The 17,637-nt window shown below is 69.6% G+C and carries 23 protein-coding genes and 1 pseudogene; 18 read left to right on the forward strand and 6 right to left on the reverse strand.

The features are described 5' to 3' along the window. The 4 genes from VGB60_RS06155 to VGB60_RS06170 form a co-directional block, all read right to left on the reverse strand. Window positions 1–854 (reverse strand): cobalamin biosynthesis protein CbiG (locus VGB60_RS06155; RefSeq protein ID WP_331037385.1); only part of this gene is annotated, 854 nt, incomplete at its 3' end. Between the two features lie 102 nt (window positions 855–956). Continuing rightward, window positions 957–1,472, reverse strand: a complete 516-nt coding sequence (locus VGB60_RS06160; protein ID WP_331037386.1) for a hypothetical protein — start codon at window positions 1,470–1,472, stop codon at window positions 957–959. A gap of 3 nt (window positions 1,473–1,475) precedes the next feature. Beyond that, entirely contained in the window at window positions 1,476–2,273 is a 798-nt protein-coding gene (xth, locus tag VGB60_RS06165; protein WP_331037387.1) for an exodeoxyribonuclease III, read from the reverse strand. Between the two features lie 111 nt (window positions 2,274–2,384). Then, window positions 2,385–3,371, reverse strand: coding sequence for a hypothetical protein (locus tag VGB60_RS06170; protein ID WP_331037388.1), 987 nt, complete (start codon window positions 3,369–3,371; stop codon window positions 2,385–2,387). A 140-nt stretch (window positions 3,372–3,511) separates the two neighbouring features. Here VGB60_RS06170 and VGB60_RS06175 point away from each other — a divergent pair, with 140 nt between their 5' ends. From VGB60_RS06175 to VGB60_RS06200, 6 genes are read left to right on the forward strand one after another with little or no spacing between them, the layout of a single operon-like run. Then, window positions 3,512–4,600, forward strand: a complete 1,089-nt coding sequence (locus VGB60_RS06175; RefSeq protein ID WP_331037389.1) for an MBL fold metallo-hydrolase — start codon at window positions 3,512–3,514, stop codon at window positions 4,598–4,600. Next, the gene (locus VGB60_RS06180; protein WP_331037390.1) at window positions 4,597–5,370 is read left to right on the forward strand and encodes an enoyl-CoA hydratase-related protein; all 774 of its coding nucleotides are present in this window, start codon (window positions 4,597–4,599) and stop codon (window positions 5,368–5,370) included. Before VGB60_RS06175 ends, VGB60_RS06180 begins: the two co-directional genes overlap by 4 nt. A 34-nt stretch (window positions 5,371–5,404) precedes the next feature. Continuing rightward, the gene (locus VGB60_RS06185; RefSeq protein WP_331037391.1) at window positions 5,405–5,881 is read left to right on the forward strand and encodes an N-acetyltransferase; all 477 of its coding nucleotides are present in this window, start codon (window positions 5,405–5,407) and stop codon (window positions 5,879–5,881) included. A gap of 38 nt (window positions 5,882–5,919) precedes the next feature. Continuing rightward, window positions 5,920–6,486: a DUF1285 domain-containing protein gene (locus tag VGB60_RS06190; RefSeq protein WP_331037392.1), complete on the forward strand. Its 567-nt coding sequence runs from the start codon at window positions 5,920–5,922 to the stop codon at window positions 6,484–6,486. Beyond that, the gene (locus VGB60_RS06195; RefSeq protein ID WP_331037393.1) at window positions 6,483–7,142 is read left to right on the forward strand and encodes a CoA pyrophosphatase; all 660 of its coding nucleotides are present in this window, start codon (window positions 6,483–6,485) and stop codon (window positions 7,140–7,142) included. Before VGB60_RS06190 ends, VGB60_RS06195 begins: the two co-directional genes overlap by 4 nt. Then, a complete protein-coding gene (locus tag VGB60_RS06200; RefSeq protein WP_331037394.1) occupies window positions 7,139–8,359 on the forward strand; it encodes a CCA tRNA nucleotidyltransferase in 1,221 nt (406 codons plus the stop codon). The genes VGB60_RS06195 and VGB60_RS06200 overlap by 4 nt, the downstream gene beginning before the upstream one ends. On the opposite strand, the gene VGB60_RS06205 is transcribed toward VGB60_RS06200, so the two are convergent. Next, window positions 8,340–9,323, reverse strand: a complete 984-nt coding sequence (locus VGB60_RS06205; protein ID WP_331037395.1) for an endonuclease/exonuclease/phosphatase family protein — start codon at window positions 9,321–9,323, stop codon at window positions 8,340–8,342. The genes VGB60_RS06200 and VGB60_RS06205 overlap by 20 nt on opposite strands. Before the next feature lie 33 nt (window positions 9,324–9,356). Here VGB60_RS06205 and VGB60_RS06210 point away from each other — a divergent pair, with 33 nt between their 5' ends. The 11 genes from VGB60_RS06210 (at window position 9,357) to VGB60_RS06260 (ending at window position 16,781) form a co-directional block, all read left to right on the forward strand. Further along, a complete protein-coding gene (locus tag VGB60_RS06210) occupies window positions 9,357–9,830 on the forward strand; it encodes a DUF4112 domain-containing protein (protein ID WP_331037396.1) in 474 nt (157 codons plus the stop codon). Window positions 9,831–9,889: 59 nt separating this feature from the next. Further along, window positions 9,890–10,447 carry a sigma-70 family RNA polymerase sigma factor gene (locus VGB60_RS06215; protein WP_331037397.1) on the forward strand — a complete coding sequence of 186 codons (558 nt, stop codon included), beginning with the start codon at window positions 9,890–9,892 and terminating at the stop codon, window positions 10,445–10,447. Further along, the gene (locus VGB60_RS06220) at window positions 10,444–11,178 is read left to right on the forward strand and encodes an anti-sigma factor (RefSeq protein WP_331037398.1); all 735 of its coding nucleotides are present in this window, start codon (window positions 10,444–10,446) and stop codon (window positions 11,176–11,178) included. Before VGB60_RS06215 ends, VGB60_RS06220 begins: the two co-directional genes overlap by 4 nt. Before the next feature lie 276 nt (window positions 11,179–11,454). Then, window positions 11,455–12,918 (forward strand): DUF2793 domain-containing protein, encoded by a 1,464-nt coding sequence (locus tag VGB60_RS06225; protein WP_331037399.1) that lies wholly within the window; start codon window positions 11,455–11,457, stop codon window positions 12,916–12,918. After that, window positions 12,915–13,082, forward strand: coding sequence for a hypothetical protein (locus VGB60_RS06230; protein WP_331037400.1), 168 nt, complete (start codon window positions 12,915–12,917; stop codon window positions 13,080–13,082). Before VGB60_RS06225 ends, VGB60_RS06230 begins: the two co-directional genes overlap by 4 nt. Further along, a complete protein-coding gene (locus tag VGB60_RS06235) occupies window positions 13,079–13,351 on the forward strand; it encodes a hypothetical protein (RefSeq protein WP_331037401.1) in 273 nt (90 codons plus the stop codon). The genes VGB60_RS06230 and VGB60_RS06235 overlap by 4 nt, the downstream gene beginning before the upstream one ends. Continuing rightward, window positions 13,348–13,731 (forward strand): M15 family metallopeptidase, encoded by a 384-nt coding sequence (locus tag VGB60_RS06240; RefSeq protein ID WP_331037402.1) that lies wholly within the window; start codon window positions 13,348–13,350, stop codon window positions 13,729–13,731. The genes VGB60_RS06235 and VGB60_RS06240 overlap by 4 nt, the downstream gene beginning before the upstream one ends. Then, complete coding sequence (locus VGB60_RS06245) at window positions 13,728–14,195, forward strand: hypothetical protein (RefSeq protein WP_331037403.1); 468 nt, start codon at window positions 13,728–13,730, stop codon at window positions 14,193–14,195. Before VGB60_RS06240 ends, VGB60_RS06245 begins: the two co-directional genes overlap by 4 nt. Window positions 14,196–14,590: 395 nt before the next feature. After that, window positions 14,591–15,424 carry a flagellin gene (locus VGB60_RS06250; protein WP_331037404.1) on the forward strand — a complete coding sequence of 278 codons (834 nt, stop codon included), beginning with the start codon at window positions 14,591–14,593 and terminating at the stop codon, window positions 15,422–15,424. A gap of 96 nt (window positions 15,425–15,520) precedes the next feature. Then, entirely contained in the window at window positions 15,521–15,814 is a 294-nt protein-coding gene (locus VGB60_RS06255; RefSeq protein ID WP_331037405.1) for a hypothetical protein, read from the forward strand. Between the two features lie 130 nt (window positions 15,815–15,944). After that, window positions 15,945–16,781: a flagellin gene (locus tag VGB60_RS06260; RefSeq protein WP_331037406.1), complete on the forward strand. Its 837-nt coding sequence runs from the start codon at window positions 15,945–15,947 to the stop codon at window positions 16,779–16,781. Here VGB60_RS06260 and VGB60_RS06265 read toward each other — a convergent pair whose 3' ends face one another. Continuing rightward, window positions 16,782–16,907, reverse strand: a complete 126-nt coding sequence (locus VGB60_RS06265; protein WP_331037407.1) for a hypothetical protein — start codon at window positions 16,905–16,907, stop codon at window positions 16,782–16,784. Window positions 16,908–17,059: 152 nt separating this feature from the next. Here VGB60_RS06265 and VGB60_RS06270 point away from each other — a divergent pair. After that, window positions 17,060–17,637, forward strand: a pseudogene (locus VGB60_RS06270) (transcriptional regulator); the annotation flags it as partial.

The following is a 17,637-nucleotide window of genomic DNA, read 5'->3' on the forward strand; positions in this document are numbered from 1 at the left end:
TCGTCCGCGCCCTTGGGCGGCCCGAAGGCGGCGGAGAGGGCGCCGGTTTCGTCGAGTTTGGCGAAATGCTCGGCCGTGACACGCACCTGGGCCTGATCCTTGAACTCGCCGGGTTCAGGCTTGGCGCCCCACATCGACGGATAGACCTCGACCACCAGCGCCGACAGCGGTTCCAGATCCGAGGCGTCGAGCGCGCGCCAGCCGGTGCCGAACGGCCAGACGGCGCCCGAGGGGCCGAGGTTGTCGAGCAGGCGGCGGACGGCGGCGATGCCGACCAGCGTCTGGCCGCCGACCGCGCCCGCGCCGTGCATCTGCCACACAGACTTGGGCTGCAGCCGGCCCTTGCGGATCGCCAGCTCGGTCGCGCGGAACTCGGGGATGTCTGCCGCGGAGCCCGCAGGGGGCTTGGTCGTGGTCAGCCAGCGCTGCGCCTGATTGGCGGGCGCGCCCCACAGCGGCCAGGGCGCGTCTGTCATCAGCCGGTTCATCTTGGCCGCGACCTGATAGCGGTTGTTGGTGTTGTCCGGCTTGTCGACCACGTTCGAGGCGATGAATTTCCACATCGCGGTCCAGGGTGTCCCGGTGAGCTTCAGCCGCTCGGCCGTGCCCGCGGGATAGCCGAGGTTGAAGTCGAAGCCGATCAGCACCCGGTCGCCGCGCTTGCGGTGGTCGGCCAGCAGCGCGGCGATCAGCTTCTCGCCCTCGGCGCGCGTGGCGACGTTGTGGGTCTCGGTATAGAGGCGGAAGCGAACGTCGCGCTTGGCCACGCCGACCCACACCGAGCCGTCGCCCAGCTTCTTGCCCTCGGCGGCGGTCCAGTCGGCGATGATGTAGGCGTCGAACAGGCGGGCCACGGCGCGCTCCGGGGATGGTCACGAACGGAAGGGGCGCTTCTAGGCTCACGCCCCTCGGGCGGCAATGCTCCAGCCGCCGCATCCGTTCATCCGCCGCGACATTCAGCCCTTCAGAAGCGCCTCGAGATGCGACAGCCAGCGGCGGCCGAGGCGCAGGGCCTCGCCGGGCGAACCGGTCTGGACGGGCAGAGCGGCATCCCACAGGGTCAGCTCGAACTCGGGGTGGCGGGCGTCAGCGAACAGCAGGCGCAGGGTGACCTGTTCGGCGTCGGGCGCCAGCACGTCCAGCGCCTTGCGGACCTCTCCGCGCCGGACACGGGCGACGACATGGCCGTCGACGATGATCTCGCCGCCCTCGATCTCGTCGAAGGCGTACACCAGACCCCGGCCGCCCCGGTTCCACAGCACCGCGATTTGGGCGCCGTCGAAGTCGAGCCCGGCGGCGCGGCCCTCGGCGGGCGACAGGGCCTCGGCCTCGGGGGCCACGCCCAGCGACTTCACCAGGGTGCGCTTCAACCGGCGCACGGGCTCCATCCACCACGCGAGGATCAACGCCGCGGTGGTCAGAGCCGCCGCCGCCAGCGCCACGAGCAGGATGACCCGGAGCGCCTCGGCCACCGTTCAGTCCTCCAGATCGACGACGACGGGGACGTGGTCGGACGGCTTGTCCATGTCGCGGGCGTCGCGGTGGGTCTCGATCCCGCGGAAGCGGTCGGCCGCCTGGGGCGACAGCAGGTGGAAGTCGATGCGGATGCCGTGGTCCCGCTGCCAGGCGCCGGCCTGATAGTCCCAGAAGGTGTAGGTGCCCGGCGGCTGCTTGCCGAGGGCGCCGGCCTCGTACAAGCCGAGGCTCTGCAGGGCGCGGAAGGCGGCGCGGCTCTCCGGCTGGAACAGGGCGTCGGTGGCCCAGGCCGCCGGGTTGCGGGCGTCGTCCGGCGTCGGAATGACGTTGTAGTCGCCGCACAGGGTGAAGGCTTCTTCGTGGGCCAGCAGGTCGCGAGCATGGGCCTGGAGCCGGTCCATCCACGCCAGTTTGTAGGCGAATTTCTCCGTACCGACCGGATTGCCGTTGGGCAGGTACAGGCAACCCACGCGGACCGGCCGGGCGGTCTCGATCACCGCCTCGATATAGCGGGCCTGTTCGAACTCGGCCTCGAAGCCCGAGGCGTCGACGCCGGGCAGGCCGCGCCGCACGTCCGACAGCGGGTATTTCGAGAGAAGGGCGACGCCGTTGTAGGTCTTCTGGCCGTTGGTCTCGACGTTGTAGCCGAGCGATTCGAAGGCCTCGCGCGGAAACTTCTCGTCCAGGCATTTGATCTCCTGGAAGCCGACGACGTCCGGCTGGGCCGCCTCGAGCCACGCCAGCACCGTCGGCAGGCGGGCGTTGACCGAGTTCACGTTCCAGGTGGCGATGCGCATGACGCCATGCTTAGGGCGCGTCGGGCCGGTCTGTGAAGCGGCGTCTTCAAAACGAAAAACGCCCCCGCGGCGAACCGCAGGGGCGTCGTTCAGTCCGAAGCGTTCCGGACCCTATTCCGCGGCCGCAGGCGCGGCCGGAGCCGGCGTCAGGGTGCAGCCGCCGCCGATACGCTGGGCGGTGGCGCAGGGATAGATCTGCTGGGTGACGCCCTCGTTGTTGACCCGGGCGATGTAGCCTTGGCCGGCGGCCGAGCATTTGGCTTCGTAGAAACGGCCGTTGGCGTTCTGACCCATCAGACGGACCTGGGCCACGTCGCAGCCCGCCGCCTCGGTGCCGGCCAGCTTGGCCTTGAAGCCTTCAGCCTGTTCCTGCGGCGTGGTGAAGCGGCAGGTTCCGCCGACCGAGGCGATCTGCAGGCAGTCCTGCAGTTTCCAGCCCGTTCCGACCTTTTCCAGCCAGTAGCCGTCAGCGCCGGCGCAACCGACCTCGAACACGACGTTGTTGTCGTCGCTCTTGCCGATGGCGACGGCCTCGTCGATCGTGCAGGTCACGCCCTGGCTGCGGGCCCACTCGCCGATGACGGTCAAGCCGTTCTGATTGGCGGGTAGGGCGCACTGCTGGCCAACGTCCGCGGCGGGGTCCAGCGCGCGGGCGGTCGCGGCGCTGCCGGCCAGTTCCAGGCAGTTGAAGGTCTGAGGCGGGGTTGAGCCGACCACGATGTAGCCCGGGCCGGAGGCGCAGGCGGCTTCGAAGGTGCGGGCCTGCTCGGCGGTGACGCCGAGGCTGGTCGCTTCGGTCACCTGACACTCAAGCCCGGCGGCGGTCAGATGGCCCTGTGCGGCCACCTTCAGTTCTTCTGGAGTGGGAGCCGCGGGAGCCGCCGGCGCCGGCCGCTGCTGATTGGTTCTGGGCCCCTGTTCGCGGCGGCCGCCGATCCGGCCCGGCAGGACGCGCTCGCCGCGGATGGACCCGGACGCTTCGTCGGATCCGGTGCGGACGCCGGGGCTTTCGGGCTCCTGGGCGAGGATGGGTTGTGCGGTGAGCAGGACCAGCGCGACAGCTCCTCCCGTCAGCGCAAGCAGCTTTCTGTAGAACACGGGAACACTCCAGCAATTGGACATCGTCGGGCAAACCCTTGGCGGGCCGATGTGGCGGGGTCAAGGCGGCGCGCCGCGGAGGCTGGACGCAGGGTCCTCCGGTGGCGTAACAAGAGCTAAGTTTCGATTGGAGACGGACCTTGGCCGACGGCGTCGATCCGGTGCAGATGGAGGGCGCCCGCCAAGCGCGGGGTCTGACCTATCCCTTCGCGGAGCCGCCGGAATGGGGCGAGGCCATCGCCGTGGCGGACGGCGTCCTGTGGATGCGGCTTTCGATGCCGATCGCCCTGAACCACGTCAACGTCTATGCGGTGGAGGACGGCGCGGGCTGGGCGGTCGTCGACACCGGTTTGGACCTTCCCGACTCGCGGGAACGGTGGGAAGCGATGCTGACCGGTCCGCTCGGCGGGCGTCCGGTGAGGCGCGTCATCTGCACCCATATGCATCCCGACCACATCGGACTGGCCGGCTGGCTGTGCGATCGCTTCGACGCCCCGCTGGTGATGACGCGTCTCGAATACGTGACCGGCCGGATGCTTCTGGCGGACACCGGCCAGCCCGCGCCGGAGACGGGCGCGATTCACTATCGCGCGGCGGGCTGGGACGAGGATCAAATCGGAACCTACCGCCGCGAGTACGGCCAGTTCGGGCGGGCAGTGTCGCCCATGCCCTCCGCCTATGTCCGCATGCGCGAGAGCGACCGGCTGCGCATCGGCGGACAGGACTGGCGCGTGGTGGTCGGAGAGGGACACAGCCCAGAGCACGCCTGTCTATGGCGCGAGACGGACGGCGTCCTGCTGGGCGGGGACCAGATCCTGCCGAAGATATCGTCGAATGTGTCCGTTTGGCCGACCGAACCAGACGCCGACCCGCTGGGTGACTGGTTGGACTCACTGGAGCGCATGAAGGCGGTGTTCCCGGACGAGGTGCTGGTGCTGCCGTCGCACGGCGAGCCGTTCCGCGGCGTGCAGGCGCGGCTCGAGGCGTTGATCCGGAGCCACGAAACGGCGCTGAGACGGCTGGAATGCTCGCTCAAGAGCCCGAAGCGGGCGGTCGACGTGTTTCCGGCCCTGTTCGCCCGACCGATCGGCGACGGCGTGCGCGGGATGGCGACGGGCGAGGCGCTGGCCCATCTCAACTACCTGCGGAAGCGGGGTCGGATCACCCGCTCCCGGGATGCGCAAGGCGTCGACTGGTGGACCATGATCAAGACGGGGGAGGCGGCATGACCGACCATATTCGCACCGAACTGACGGAGGGCGTCCTGACCGTCACCCTTGCGCGGCCGGAAAAGAAGAACGCCATCACCCAGGCCATGTACGCCGCGCTGGCCGAAGCCACCCAGTGGGCGCGGACAGACGACGCGGTGCGGGTGCTGCTGTTCCGCGGCGAGGGCGACAGCTTCTCGGCCGGCAACGACATCGCCGACTTCATCGCCCTCGGCTCACAAGGGGGCGGCGTCACCGACGCGCCGGTGTTCCATTTCCTCAAAAGCCTCGCCGATCTCGACAAGCCGGCAGTGGCGGCGGTTCGCGGCCGCGCGGTCGGGATCGGCCTGACGCTGCTGCTGCATTGCGACATGGTGGTGGTGGCGGAAGACGCCCTGCTGTCCGCGCCGTTTATCAATCTGGCGCTGGCGCCTGAAGCCGCGTCGTCGATGCTGCTGCCGCAGGCGATCGGTCATCAGCGGGCGTTCGAGATTTTCGCCCTCGGCGAACCCATCGACGGCGCCACGGCCCTGGCTTGGGGGCTGGCCAACCGGGCGGTCGCGGCCGCTGAGGTGGACGCTGTCGCCGCCGACCTTGCCGCCAAGCTGGCCACCCGCGCACCCAACTCGATCCGCAAGACCAAGCGGCTGATGCGGGACGCGGAGCGGCTGTGGGCCCTGATGCGGCGCGAGGGCGAGGCCTTCGGCAGCCAGATGACCAGCCCCGAGGCGATGGAGGCCTTCATGGCCTTTAGCCAGAAGCGCGCGCCGGACTTCTCGAAAGCCGGTTGAATTGAGGACGCGGCGGCCGTAGTTGCGCCCGCTCATGTTCGACGCCCCCGCCAAATCCGCGCCCCTGCGCATCGAGATCGAAGCCTCCGCGGATGCGGCGGCGGTCGAGGCGCTGGTGCTGGCTGCGTTCGGTCCGGGGCGCTTCGCCAAGACAGCCGAGCGCCTGAGGGAGAGGGCGCGCCTCGCCGCCGGCTTTGTCGCTCGTGAGGACGGCCAGGTGATCGGCTCGGTGCGGCTGTGGGCGATCACCGTCGGAGGCGAACCAGCGCTGTTCCTGGGGCCTATCGCGGTGTCAGCAGCGAGCCGTCGCGCAGGGCTGGGCGCGGATTTGGTGCAGGCCTGCGTCGATCATGCCGGAGGCGAGGGAATCCTGCTGATCGGGGATCTTCCCTATTTCGGCCGTTTCGGCTTCAGGCCGGCTCCGGACCTGCGACTTGGCGGCCCCGTGGACCAGCGTCGGGTGCTGTGGCGCGGCGAGGTCGAGCCGTCGGGGTTGGTTCAGGCGGCCTGAGCCTTTCCGATCCACGCGGCCCGGCCTAAGTCTGGGGCATGTCTCAATCTTCCGAAGGCAAGACAGGACTGGCCGGAATAGCGGAGGCGGCCCGACAGGCGCCGGGACGCGGCCTGCCGCCCGTTCATCTATGGAACCCCGCCCATTGCGGCGAGATAGACATCGTTATCCGGCGCGACGGCGTGTGGATGCACGAGGGCTCGCCCATAGGACGGCCCGAACTGGTGCGACTGTTCTCGACCGTGCTGCGCAAGGATCCGGACGGTTATGTGCTGGTCACGCCCGGCGAGAAGCTGTCGATCAAGGTTCAGGATCTGCCGTTCCGCGCTGTCTCGGTAACCCGACGCGACGAGGCCCTGGTGTTCGTCACCGACGCCGGCGACGAGGCGGAAGCCGGGCCTGACCATCCCATCGTAGTGGAAACCGACCCCGTAAGCGGCGAACCGTCGCCGTCCGTCCGGGTGAGGGCCGACCTCTGGGCGCGGATCGAACGATCGATCTTCTATGAGTTGGTCGAGATGGCCGCGGTCGAGGACGGCCGGTTGACGGTGAGGTCCAACGGCTGCGCCTTTCCGCTCGGGCCGACCGGGGCGGGCGTGGAATGAGTCTCGCGACCCTGCGCGAGCGCCTGATCGATCGGCTGGAGCCCGCCGGCGGGTGGATCCCGGATCAGACCGCCGCTCGCTCCGACTTCGACCTGAACCCCGGCCTGGACCGGCCGATCCGGACCCTGCGCCCGGCGGCGGTGCTGATCCCCGTGATCGCGCGGCCAGAGGGCGCGACGGCGCTCCTGACCCGGCGTGCGGACAGTCTCGCCAGCCACACCGGTCAAATCGCCTTCCCCGGCGGACGCCTGGACGCGGGAGAGACCGCCGTCGACGCCGCCCTGCGCGAGGCGATGGAAGAGGTGGCGCTGGACCCTGCCTCGGTCGAGGTTCTGGGGGTCGGCGACGCCTATGAGACCGGCACAGGTTATCTCATCACGCCAGTGATCGGCTGGCTGGCGCAGCCGCCGCTGACCAGGCCGTCGGAGGACGAGGTGGCGGAGGTGTTCGAGACGCCATGGGACTTCCTGATGGACCCGGCTAACCATCGCCGCGACTTCTACGACCGCGAGGGCCAGCGACGCTGGTTCTGGGCCATGCCGTGGGAGGACCGCTACATCTGGGGCGTGACGGCCGGCATCCTGCGGGCGCTGCGCGTCCGGCTGTACGGTGAGGAAGCGTCGCCCGCGGTGGCGGTGGCGGAGGACGCGGCGTGAGCGCGCGGCTCACCGGACAGACGTGGCTGACGGCGTCATCCACCCACGCGGTCATGGATGCTCTCGAAGCGGAGGGCGGACCGGGCTGCGCTCGCTTCGTCGGCGGGTGCGTCCGTAACGCCCTGATCGGCGCGCCGGTGGACGACATCGACATCGCGACGACGCTGACGCCGGACCGGACCGAGCGCGCCGTCCGCGCGGCAGGGTTGAAGGCGGTCCCCACCGGCATCGCTCATGGCACGGTCACGGCGGTGTCAGGACGGCGGCCGTTCGAGATCACCACGCTGCGGCGCGACGTCAGCACCGACGGTCGCAATGCGACCGTGGCCTACACCGACGACTGGCTCGAGGACGCCGGCCGCCGAGACTTTCGCCTCAACGCCCTCTACGCGGACAGGGCGGGCATGATCTTCGACCCGACAGGCGAAGGAGTCGCCGACGCCGCGGCCGGACGCGTCGTCTTCGTCGGCGATCCCGGCACGCGTATCCGCGAGGACTACCTCCGCATCCTGCGCTTTTTCCGCTTCTTCGCCTGGTACGGGCGCGGCGCGCCTAACGCCGCAGCGCTGGCGGCCTGCCGTGAGCTGGCGCCGGGAATGACCCGGCTCTCGGCCGAGCGGGTCTCGAAAGAGCTGATCAAGCTGATGTCGGCGCCGGACCCGGTCGCGGCCCTGGTCGCGATGGATGAGGCGGGGGTGTTGGCAGGCGTCCTGCCCGAGGCGCGGCTCACGCCGGCGTTCGCGGCGGCCGTGACGATCAGCGAGGATCCGGTGATCCGGTTGGCGACGCTGCTGCCGGTCGACGCCGCCGTTGCACGGCAGGCCGCGAGCCGGCTGCGCTTCCCGAACCGTTGGCGAGACAGGCTGGCGGCGGCGGCCGAAACAGCGCCCGCGGTACGGCTGGACATGAGTCCCGCGGAGGCGCGAGCGGCCATTTATCGCCACGGGCGCCAAGCCTTCGAGGATGCCGTGCGGCGAGGGTGGAGCGAGGGCCCGGGCAAGACGGCGCAGGCGGAGCCTCTGCTGCGCCTGGCGGCCGACTGGACCCCGCCCCGGCTGCCGGTCGGAGGGCGGGAGGTGGCGCGGCTGGGGGTCGAGCCGGGGCCCGAAACGGGTCGGGTTCTGAAGGCCTTCGAAGACGCCTGGATCGCGGACGACTTCCCCGCGGACGGTCATCAGGCGCGCCTGGGGCGGCTTATCAGCCAGCGGCGCGGGTAAGCCGCACGACCACTGGCCGGTGGTCGGAGCCGTTGGAGCGGCCCAGCTTGCGGCCCACCACCGCGAGCTCCGGCGAGACATAAACCTGGTCGATCGTGATCGACAGGGGCGAGGGCGCGAAACTGGGCCAGGTGCCGGGGAAGCCCGGCGCCGCCGTCAGCCCCATGTCGGCTCGCACCTGCCGTCCGATGCGGGCGGATGAGACGCTGTTGAAGTCGCCGGCGACCACCACTGGCCCCTCCAGACTTTTCACGAGGCCGGTCAGGGCCGCGGTCTGGCTGATCTGGCCCCAAGACTCTTCGAACGGCCACGGTCGGGTCAGGTGGACGCTGACGAGGTTCAGCTCGCCCAGCGGCGTCCGCGCGCGGGCGGCCACCGCCTCCACCTCGGGAACGCGGGGAAGGCGGGTCAGGGGGAAGCGCGCCGCGATCACCGATCGCACGCCGCCTTTGGGACGGTCGACGCGCGGGCTGGTGATGCGATGCGGATAGCCGGGGATCAGTTCATCAAGGCGCGGAGCCGTCGCGTCTCCGAGTTCGATCAGCATAACCACGTCGGCGTCGGCCTGACGTATCGAGGCGGCGATGGCCTCCACGTCGTCGTTGTGGATGTAGAGATTGGCCGAATAGATGTAGATCGTCGGCGCGCCCGCCGCAGCGGGCGATCCAGGCGGAAACCACTGCGGCCAGACTGTCGCGGCCAACAGGAGTGCCGAGACCACGGCCGAGGCCGTCAGTCGCCAAAAGCGCATGAGGGCGAGCGCCGCCGCCGTCAGCACGAGCCCCGCGAGAGCCGGAGCCGTGAATTGGGCCAGCAGGTCGGCGTACTGGTTGCGCATGCCGCTGAGGACGATCAGCGCCAGCGCCGCCCCGGCCGTCACGATCACAAGTCCGATCAGCCAGGCCAGCGATGCGAATGGGCCGGCGCGCCAGCCGCTCCGGCGCGGATGAACGGGGCTCGTCATGGCGCGTTACGGTCTCGCTTCAGGAGGGCAGGAATGGCCAGACGGACCGTCGCCGATATCGAGAAGATCTGGTCGAATGTCGAGGGCATCAAGAAACTGTCGGACCGCGCCATCGGCATCGGTCCGTTCGGGATCGGACTGGACGGCCTGCTGACGTGGATCCCGGTCGTGGGGACCGTCTACAGCGTCGGGGCGGCGGGCTGGCTGCTGCTTCAGGCCACGAAGGCCAAGGCTTCGCCATCCACGATAGCGCGGATGGTCGCCTATCTCGGACTGGACAGCGCCACGACGGCCGTCGGGGAGGTGATCCCGTTCGCGCCGGACGTCGTCGACTTCTTTTTCCCCGGCCACCTGATGGCGGCAAAGGCCCTTCAGAAGGACATCGAGAGCACGCACTGGGTCGAGGCGAACGAGCAGGAGGCTCGAGACTCAGGCGCCCATGAACGGCATCTGGCGGACATGAACGGCGATCCGAAGCTACGCCGGATCGTTTACCTGCATGACTGATTGCTTGACGACATAACGCCGGGACGGCAAGTCCGGCTATTGCCAAGCCGGACGTATGCATGAGCTCCATCCTGACACGCGATGAACTGGCTGTGGCGCTCGGCCGCGCGGGAAAAGGCGACCGCAGCGCATTCCGCACTGTCTACGAAGCCACCTCCGCGAAGCTATTGGGGGTGACCCTGCGTATCTTGTCCGACCGCCAACTGGCCGAGGACGTTTTGCAGGACACCTATCTGACAGTTTGGCGGAAGGCGGAGAGCTTCGACCCCTCGCGCGCGAGCCCGATCACCTGGCTGGTGACCATCGCCCGCAACCGCGCCATCGACCGGCTGCGATCGGGCGCGGCGACGCGGCGCTCGACCCCGCTCGACGACGCGTTCGACATCGCCGATGACGGTCCGTCTCCGGCCCAGTCTCTCGAAACCGGCGACGATGTCCGGCGGCTGAACGACTGTCTCGGCCAGCTTGACGACCGCACGGGGGGCGCGATCCGCACCGCCTTCATCGAAGGCGTGACCTATGACACTCTGGCGACGCGAGAGAACGTGCCGCTCGGGACGATGAAAAGCTGGATCCGGCGGGGACTGATGCGGCTGAGGGCCTGTCTGGAATCATGACCGATCCCACCGACATTGAAGGCCTGGACGAAGATCAGGCGCTGGCCGGCGAGCTGGCGCTGCGCGTCCTGTCGCCTGAGGAAGAGGCGGCGGCCCGGGCGCGCGAGGCCGCCGATCCCAAATTCGCCGCCGAGGTCGAGGTCTGGAACGACCGGCTGGCCGGCATCGCCGATCAGGTGCCGGCGGTTGAGCCGTCCCCCTATGTCTGGCCCCGCGTCGAGGCGGCGCTGCCGCAGCCGGTCGCGGCGAACGACAACCGGCGCGTGGCGTTCTGGCGGAACTGGGCCGTGGGATCGACCGGCCTGCTGGCGGCCAGCCTCGCGGCCGTGGTGGTGCTGCTGGCTCAGCCAGAGCCGGTGGCGCCTGTGCCGGCGCCCGTCGCGCCGGCCACCGTGACCCGTGTCGCGACCCTGACGCTCGAGACCGGCGCCGCGGCCATGACCATCGCTTATGACTCCGCCACGGGCGAGCTGTATCTCGCCCCGACCGAGGCGATGGCGGGCGACACCCGCGTGCCTCACCTCTGGCTGGTGATGCCGGAGGGCGGCGTCCAGTTGGTCGGCGCGATCAACGGAGCGGCCACCTCGCGGCATAATCTGGGTACGGCCCTGTCGGGCACGGCCGGGAAGGCCAGCGCGGTCGCTGTCTCGATGGAGGCGCCGGGTCACACGCCCGCGGCGGACAAGCCCGACGGTCCGGTAGTCGCCCAAGGCGAATTGCAGCGGCTCTGATCGCATCCATCCCGATTGACCGCCCGTAGCTGAACGCGACGGGCGAGCAGCGACGCGCGCAAGCGCGGCGATTGGTCCTGACAGCCAGCGCGCTCGTCGGCGGGGAGGCCGCCCAGCCCTTCCACAACGGCTTCCCCGCCACCCTTTCGCACCGGGCGCGACGAACATTGCCCGACCAGCCGTTGATTCCGCGCGGGTTTCCTGATGCCCAGCGTCATCGACGCGCCGCAGCGGCCGCCGCCGCCACACTGATCTTCGACAAGTTCGGAGATTTCCATGAGCGACGACCACAGCGCCCGGCTGCAGCTGCCCTATCTGGCGGCCGGCCAGATGCAGAAACACGTCACCCTGAACGAAGCGCTGACCCGCCTCGACGCCCTTGTCCAGACAGCCGTCGTCAGCCGCACAGTAGCGGCCCAACCCGGATCGGCCGCGGACGGCGCGCTGTGGATCCTGCCGGACGGTGCGAGCGGCTCGGCCTGGAGCGGCCGTCCGGCTGGAACCTTGATGCGGGCGGAGACCGGCGGCTGGACCGAGGTCGAGACGACGGACGGCATGGTGGTGCTGGTCCGGGACGCGTCAGAGCTGGTCGTGCGACATGAGGGCGAGTGGGTCGCGCTCGGCGAGCGGGTCGGGGCTCTGCAGAACATCGAACGGCTCGGGCTGTGCGCCACGGCGGACGGAGCCAATCCCTTTCTGGCCAAGCTGAACAACGCCCTGTGGACCGCCCGCGAGGCGGGGGACGGCGGCACGGGCGATCTGCGGCTGGCGCTCAACAAGGAGTCGGCGGGCGACGTTCTGTCGCTGCTGTTCCAGACCGGCTTTGGCGGGCGCGCCGAGCTGGGGCTGATCGGCGATGACGATCTGACCCTGAAGGTCAGCGACGATGGTTCGGCGTGGCGCGAGGTCCTGGTGGCCCATGGATCGACGGGGCGCGCCCTGTTCGCGCAGGGAGCCGCCAGATTGGCTGTCACGCAGTTCACCGCGGACGGAACCTTCGAAGTGCCGGCGTGGGCGAGGCTGGTTCAGGCGATCGTCGTGGGCGGCGGCGGCTCGGGCGGCAGCGGAGCTTTCGCCGCCTCCGGCGCGCGGCTGGGCGGCGGCGGCGGAGGCGCAGGGGGCGTCAGCATGGCGTCATGGCCCGCCGATGTTCTGGGCGCCAGTCTCGCCGTCACCGTCGGGGTCGGCGGCCCCGGCGGCCCCGGCTCTGACGGAACGGACAGCGTCGTCTCGATGGGCGGCGTCGTCCTGCTGAAAGCCCCGGGCGGCAAGAGCGGCGTTCGCGGCGTCTTCGGCGGGAGCGGGGGAGCTGGAGGCGCCGGGGTCCCACAGTCAAATAGTGGCGGCGCGTCCACAGTCTCGGCCACTGGAGCCGCGGGCGGGAGCATAGCCCGTCCGGACGGAGGCGGCGGCGGAGGCGCAGGCGGGGGACTGGACAGCGCCGGGGTGGCGCGGACGGGCGGCGCGGGCGGTGACGGCGCGCTGCTGGCGGTCAGGGCGGCGGGCGGAGCAGGCGGGGCGGGAGCGGCCGGCTTGAACGGCTCGGCGCCGCCCAGTCCGTCCTTGCATTGGGCGGGTGGCGGCGGGGGCGGAGGCGGCGCGGGCGCGTCGGGCGCCGGACACGCTGGAGGCTCCGGCGGCGTGGGAGCGGGCGGAGGCGGGGGCGGCGCCGGCGTCGCATCCGGCGGCGCGGGCGGGGCCGGAGGCGCGGGCCTCGTCTGGCTGGCGGCGCTGGGATGACCCGCTGGCCCACCGCCGCGCAGGAGCGCGCTGACGCCGGGCTTCTCGATCCTGAGGTCTGGGACACGCCCCCGCGGCTGACCCCCGCGGAACTTTTCACGCACGGCAGCGACGGCTGGCGCCGCAGCGGCTGCGATCTGGACGACCCGGAGGACGACCGATGAGCCATGAACCAGAGGAAGTCTCTCCGCTGGCGGAGGGCCGCTGGCTGTGGCGCAGGCTCTATGTCTTCGCCACCAGCGGCGGCGCCTGGCTGCTGCTGGACCGGCTGATCGCCGCCGTTCCGCCAGAAGCGGCGCCCAGGATGGCGCAGGGACTGATGGCGCTGCTGGCGCTGACGATGGTTCTTTACCTGGTGGCCCCGACGGCGCACCAGCTGATGACCACGCTCGCGGCCTTGCCGGGACGCTCCGACAAGAAGGATCCGCTGTGAGCGGGCGGCTGTCGGAGCGGTCGCTGAAGCGGCTGGACGGCGTTCATCCCCGGCTGGTGGCGCTGGTGAAGGAGGCCTCGGCGCTGACACCGGTCGATTTTCTGGTGACGGAGGGCGTGCGGAGTCCGCAGCGGCAGGCGGCGCTGGTACGCGCCGGGGCCAGCCGGACGCTGAAGTCGCGCCATCTGACCGGTCACGCCGTCGATGTCGCCGCTCTTGTCGACGGCCAGGTGCGGTGGGACTGGCCGCTGTATCCGCGCATCGCGGCTGCGTTCAAGGCGGTCGCGGTGCGGCAGGGGACGGCGGTGGTCTGGGGCGGCGACTGGCCGACCCTGCGCGACGGTCCGCATTTCGAGCTGGACCGGAAGGTCTTTCCTTGAGCTCGGCGTTCCGGGACCCGTTTGGCGTCCTTACGCCGCTGGGCCGGGCCGCCGCCGTGCTGGGCCTGTGCGGATTGCTCGCGGTCGTAGGGCACGGCCTCGGCCTGCGCTGGGACCCCTTCGACCTGAGCGGCCGCAGGCTGCGCGGCGCCGAGGCGCGGGCGGCGAAGGCGGAGGCGGGGCTCGACCTCCGCCGGCGCGAGGCCGAAGCCCGCGAAGCTCAGCAGCACCGACTCGACGTCCATCATCGCCAGTCTGTGTCGGTGGCCGCGGCCACGGCCCAAGCGACAACTCTCGCAAGGAGCGCTCATGACGCCTCGACCCTGTTGGACCCCGCTCGTCTCGCTCGCCTGCGCGAGCATGATCGTCAGCTGTGCGACGCCAGCCCCTCGGTCTGCACCGCCGCCGCGGCTGATCCTCCCGCCGGCGGCGATCACCCCATGCCGTCTAGACCGGCTGGGTGAGACCGCGACGCTCGCGGATCTGGAGGCCGCCTACGTCGACCGGGGCGCGGCCTTGGTGCTGTGCGACGCGGCCCGGAGCCTGGTGGTCGACACGCTGACGGCCGAGCGGGCGCTGCGGGACCAGCAGGCGCCTTCTTCCAGGATGCGGGGGTGGCGCGGGCTGTCCTGAACGTCTCGCGGCACAAGCTGCCGGGTCGGTCGGCAGTTGTTGCCGGGGTCAGGCAGAATGTGCCGGGCGAGCGACGTGCTTAACAGGAACTAACGCAGCAAAAACAACGGCAGGATCGTTGGCACGTCCGCCGGCCGAGTGGTCCTGTCCTTGCTGCGAGAGCTTCGAGCAAAATGCTCCCGGCAGCCAAAATGGCGTCGGACACCTTGAAACAAGGACTATCGTCATGGCGCTGAACAGCGTTAACACGAACGTGGGCGCAATGGTCGCCCTGCAGGCCCTGCAAGTTACGAACAACGAACTTGCCACGGTCCAGAACCGCATCAACACCGGCAAGAACGTCTCGTCCGCCAAGGATAACGGCGCCATCTTCGCCATCGCGACGGGCCAGCGCGCTGAAATCGGCGCCCTGAACGCCGTCAAGGACAGCCTGAACCGTGGTCAATCGGCCGTGGACGTCAGCCTGGCCGCCGGCGAGTCGGTCTCCGACCTGCTGACCCAACTGAAGGAAAAGGCCCTTGCCGCTACCGACAAGAGCCTGACCACGTCGGCCCGTTCGGCCCTGAACGAAGACTTCAAGGCCATCCGCGACCAGATCACCACGGTCGTCGCCAACGCCAAGTTCAACGGCGTGAACCTGCTCGACAACTCGACCACGACCAATGGCTTCAAGGCCCTGTCCAACACGTCCGGTTCGACCATCAAGGTGTCGGGTGAAAACCTGTCGCTGGGCGGCACGAACGTGACGGTTACGGCTACGACCACCATCGGCACCTCGACCCTGGCCACGACCGCCCTGGGTCTGGTCAACGCCTCGATCGACAAGGTCTCGGCTTCCCTGGCTCGCCTGGGCACCGGCTCCAAGTCGTTCTCGACGCACCTGTCCTTCGTCGGCAAGCTCCAGGACGCCCTGGAAACCGGCGTGGGCAACCTCGTCGACGCCGACTTGGCCAAGGAAAGCGCCCGACTGCAGGCTCTGCAAACCAAGCAACAGCTGGGTGTGCAGGCGCTGTCGATCGCCAACTCCTCGACCTCCATCCTGCTCGGACTGTTCCGCTAAGGATCGACCGGAAGGGCGGGGCTCCTCGCGAGCCCCGCCCGACCGATCCAGTCCCTCTTAGGGAAGCCGTCGGGCTGAAACCCGCCGGAAGGAGCCATGCAAAACAATGCGAAGATACCCACAGTAACCGCGTTCCCCGTCCTGCCCGCCGCCGCCGCCAGCTCCACCACCGGCGGCGATTTCTCTGACTCCAGGGCCTCGGAAGAGGCGGAGCGCAACGCGCGCTACCGACTGGTGATCGAGGAGGGGCCCCAGGCTGGATCCTTTATCTACAAGACGATGGACCGGGTTACCGGCGAGATCGTCAAACAACTGCCTCGCGAACAGGTCGTCGATCTGATGCGGGCGGGAAGCTACAGCTCCGGCACGGTCATCGACACCAAGGCCTGACGGCGCTGCATGATCAGTCTAGCGGCCGCGCGGGGCCTCCCGGCGCGGGTTTCGTCGTGGTGAACGGCCGTTAACCATGTGTGCACGGTTGCCACTCTAGCCTTGGCGAAACCTCACAAGGCTGAGTCGGATGACGAATAGCGTCCACACCAACAACTCCGCGGCCATCGCGCTGCAGAACCTGACCCGCACCAATGAGCGGTTGGGCGATGTTCAAGGCCGTATCTCGACCGGCCTGAAGGTGCAGGGCGCCAAGGACAACGCCGCCATCTGGGCCATCGCCCAGGGTCAGCGGGCCGACGTCGGCGCGCTGAGCGCCGTGAAGCAGAGCCTTGACCGGGCGACATCGCTCGCCGACGTGGCGCTCTCGGCGGGCGAGTCGGTCTCGGACCTGCTGAACCAGCTCAAGGAGAAGGTGGTCGCGGCCAAGGACGGCTCGCTGAAGACCCAGTCCCGGCAGCTTCTGGATAACGACTTCCGCGCCCTGCTGAAGGCCATCGCTTCTCAGGTCAGCAACGCCACGTTCGACGGCGGCAATCTGCTGAACGGCTCGCTGACCAACGGAATCCGCTTCCTCGCCAACGCGGACGCCAGCAGCTTCGTGACGCTGTCGTCCAAGGATCTGTCGCTGGGCGGGACGATCGTCGAGCTGTCGCTTTCGGACAGCCTGCTGACCTTGACCGGCGCGACCCAGGCCTTGACCCGGCTGGACGCCTCCATCACCCAGCTGAACGCCGCCCTGGGCTCGATCGGCGCGCAGGCCAAGCAAATCGAGGCGCACAACAGCTTCGTGACCAAGCTGGTCGATACCTTGGAGTCGGGGATCGGCAATCTGGTCGACGCCGATCTGGCCAAGGAAAGCGCGCGGCTCCAGGCCCTGCAGGTGCAGCAGCAACTGGGCGCGCAGTCACTGTCGATCGCCAATCAGGCGCCGCAGATCATTCTGTCGCTGTTCCGCGGCGGATGATCAGGCGTGGCGGCGCTCGCCGCCATGGCCGATGTGCACGGCGGACGGCCGGCGGCGTAGCGCCGTCCGGGGACCGAAGCCGTACAGGGAAAGCAACGATTTCAGAGTCTTGACGAAGGCGGTCATCACGGCGTCCTTCTGTTCCAGCGCCCGATCAACGACCGCAGACGCGCATTGTTCCCCGAGTCGGCGATCGAGTCTCGGGTAACGCCGTTCGCGGGCCGCCCGTTAAGCCCTCGTTACGCACGGAGGGCCATACTGCGGGGCAGGAGCCGCGGGTGATCAACAACAGCTATCTTCTGAGCCTGTACGGCGGCGCGTCAGCCGGCGCCGCCGCATCGCCGTTCAGCGGCGGGCTCGGCCAGACCGCGCGGAAACAGCCGACTCCTCCCTGGTCCTCGACCGTCGCCCCGCCGAAGCAGGATGCGCTCGTGCGCGCCGCCTTGGGCGGCCGGAAGTTCATCGACGAGAGCGCGGCCCGGCTCGATCTGAAGGCCGCTTCGCCGGACTACCGCAAGCTTTTCGCCCTGTATCAGGGGCTCGACACGCTGAACGCTTTGGTCAACCGCGCCTCGACGAAAGGCGTCGCCACGCTCGAACTCGCCCAGTTGAGCCGCAGGTTCAACGCCGGGCTCGGCGAAGTCGGATCATGGCTGTCGACCGCGGAGTTCGACGGCGTCCGCATGGTCCAGGGCACGGCGAAGACCAGCAGCAAGACCACGGCGGCCGTCGCGCGCGACAGCGCCAACTCGATTACCGGGCCGATCCACGAGGGCGCGACGAGCGCTCCCGTGACCGCCTTCCAGGGTGATGTGAAGTTCAACATCACCATCCGGGTCCCGGTCGGTCTGACCGA

This window comes from Brevundimonas sp. (genome assembly GCF_036399195.1).
GTDB lineage: Bacteria > Pseudomonadota > Alphaproteobacteria > Caulobacterales > Caulobacteraceae > Brevundimonas.

Bases quoted from the DNA above. Each gene is read 5' to 3' on its own strand.
- xth (WP_331037387.1), bottom strand. From the start codon at position 2,273: ATGCGCATCGCCACCTGGAACGTGAACTCGGTCAACGCCCGCCTGCCG.
- VGB60_RS06180 (WP_331037390.1), top strand. From the start codon at position 4,597: ATGACCGACCATATTCGCACCGAACTGACGGAGGGCGTCCTGACCGTC.
- VGB60_RS06185 (WP_331037391.1), top strand. From the start codon at position 5,405: ATGTTCGACGCCCCCGCCAAATCCGCGCCCCTGCGCATCGAGATCGAA.
- VGB60_RS06190 (WP_331037392.1), top strand. From the start codon at position 5,920: ATGTCTCAATCTTCCGAAGGCAAGACAGGACTGGCCGGAATAGCGGAG.
- VGB60_RS06195 (WP_331037393.1), top strand. From the start codon at position 6,483: ATGAGTCTCGCGACCCTGCGCGAGCGCCTGATCGATCGGCTGGAGCCC.
- VGB60_RS06205 (WP_331037395.1), bottom strand. From the start codon at position 9,323: ATGACGAGCCCCGTTCATCCGCGCCGGAGCGGCTGGCGCGCCGGCCCA.
- VGB60_RS06210 (WP_331037396.1), top strand. From the start codon at position 9,357: ATGGCCAGACGGACCGTCGCCGATATCGAGAAGATCTGGTCGAATGTC.
- VGB60_RS06215 (WP_331037397.1), top strand. From the start codon at position 9,890: ATGAGCTCCATCCTGACACGCGATGAACTGGCTGTGGCGCTCGGCCGC.
- VGB60_RS06220 (WP_331037398.1), top strand. From the start codon at position 10,444: ATGACCGATCCCACCGACATTGAAGGCCTGGACGAAGATCAGGCGCTG.
- VGB60_RS06225 (WP_331037399.1), top strand. From the start codon at position 11,455: ATGAGCGACGACCACAGCGCCCGGCTGCAGCTGCCCTATCTGGCGGCC.
- VGB60_RS06230 (WP_331037400.1), top strand. From the start codon at position 12,915: ATGACCCGCTGGCCCACCGCCGCGCAGGAGCGCGCTGACGCCGGGCTT.
- VGB60_RS06235 (WP_331037401.1), top strand. From the start codon at position 13,079: ATGAGCCATGAACCAGAGGAAGTCTCTCCGCTGGCGGAGGGCCGCTGG.
- VGB60_RS06250 (WP_331037404.1), top strand. From the start codon at position 14,591: ATGGCGCTGAACAGCGTTAACACGAACGTGGGCGCAATGGTCGCCCTG.
- VGB60_RS06255 (WP_331037405.1), top strand. From the start codon at position 15,521: ATGCAAAACAATGCGAAGATACCCACAGTAACCGCGTTCCCCGTCCTG.
- VGB60_RS06260 (WP_331037406.1), top strand. From the start codon at position 15,945: ATGACGAATAGCGTCCACACCAACAACTCCGCGGCCATCGCGCTGCAG.
- VGB60_RS06265 (WP_331037407.1), bottom strand. From the start codon at position 16,907: ATGACCGCCTTCGTCAAGACTCTGAAATCGTTGCTTTCCCTGTACGGC.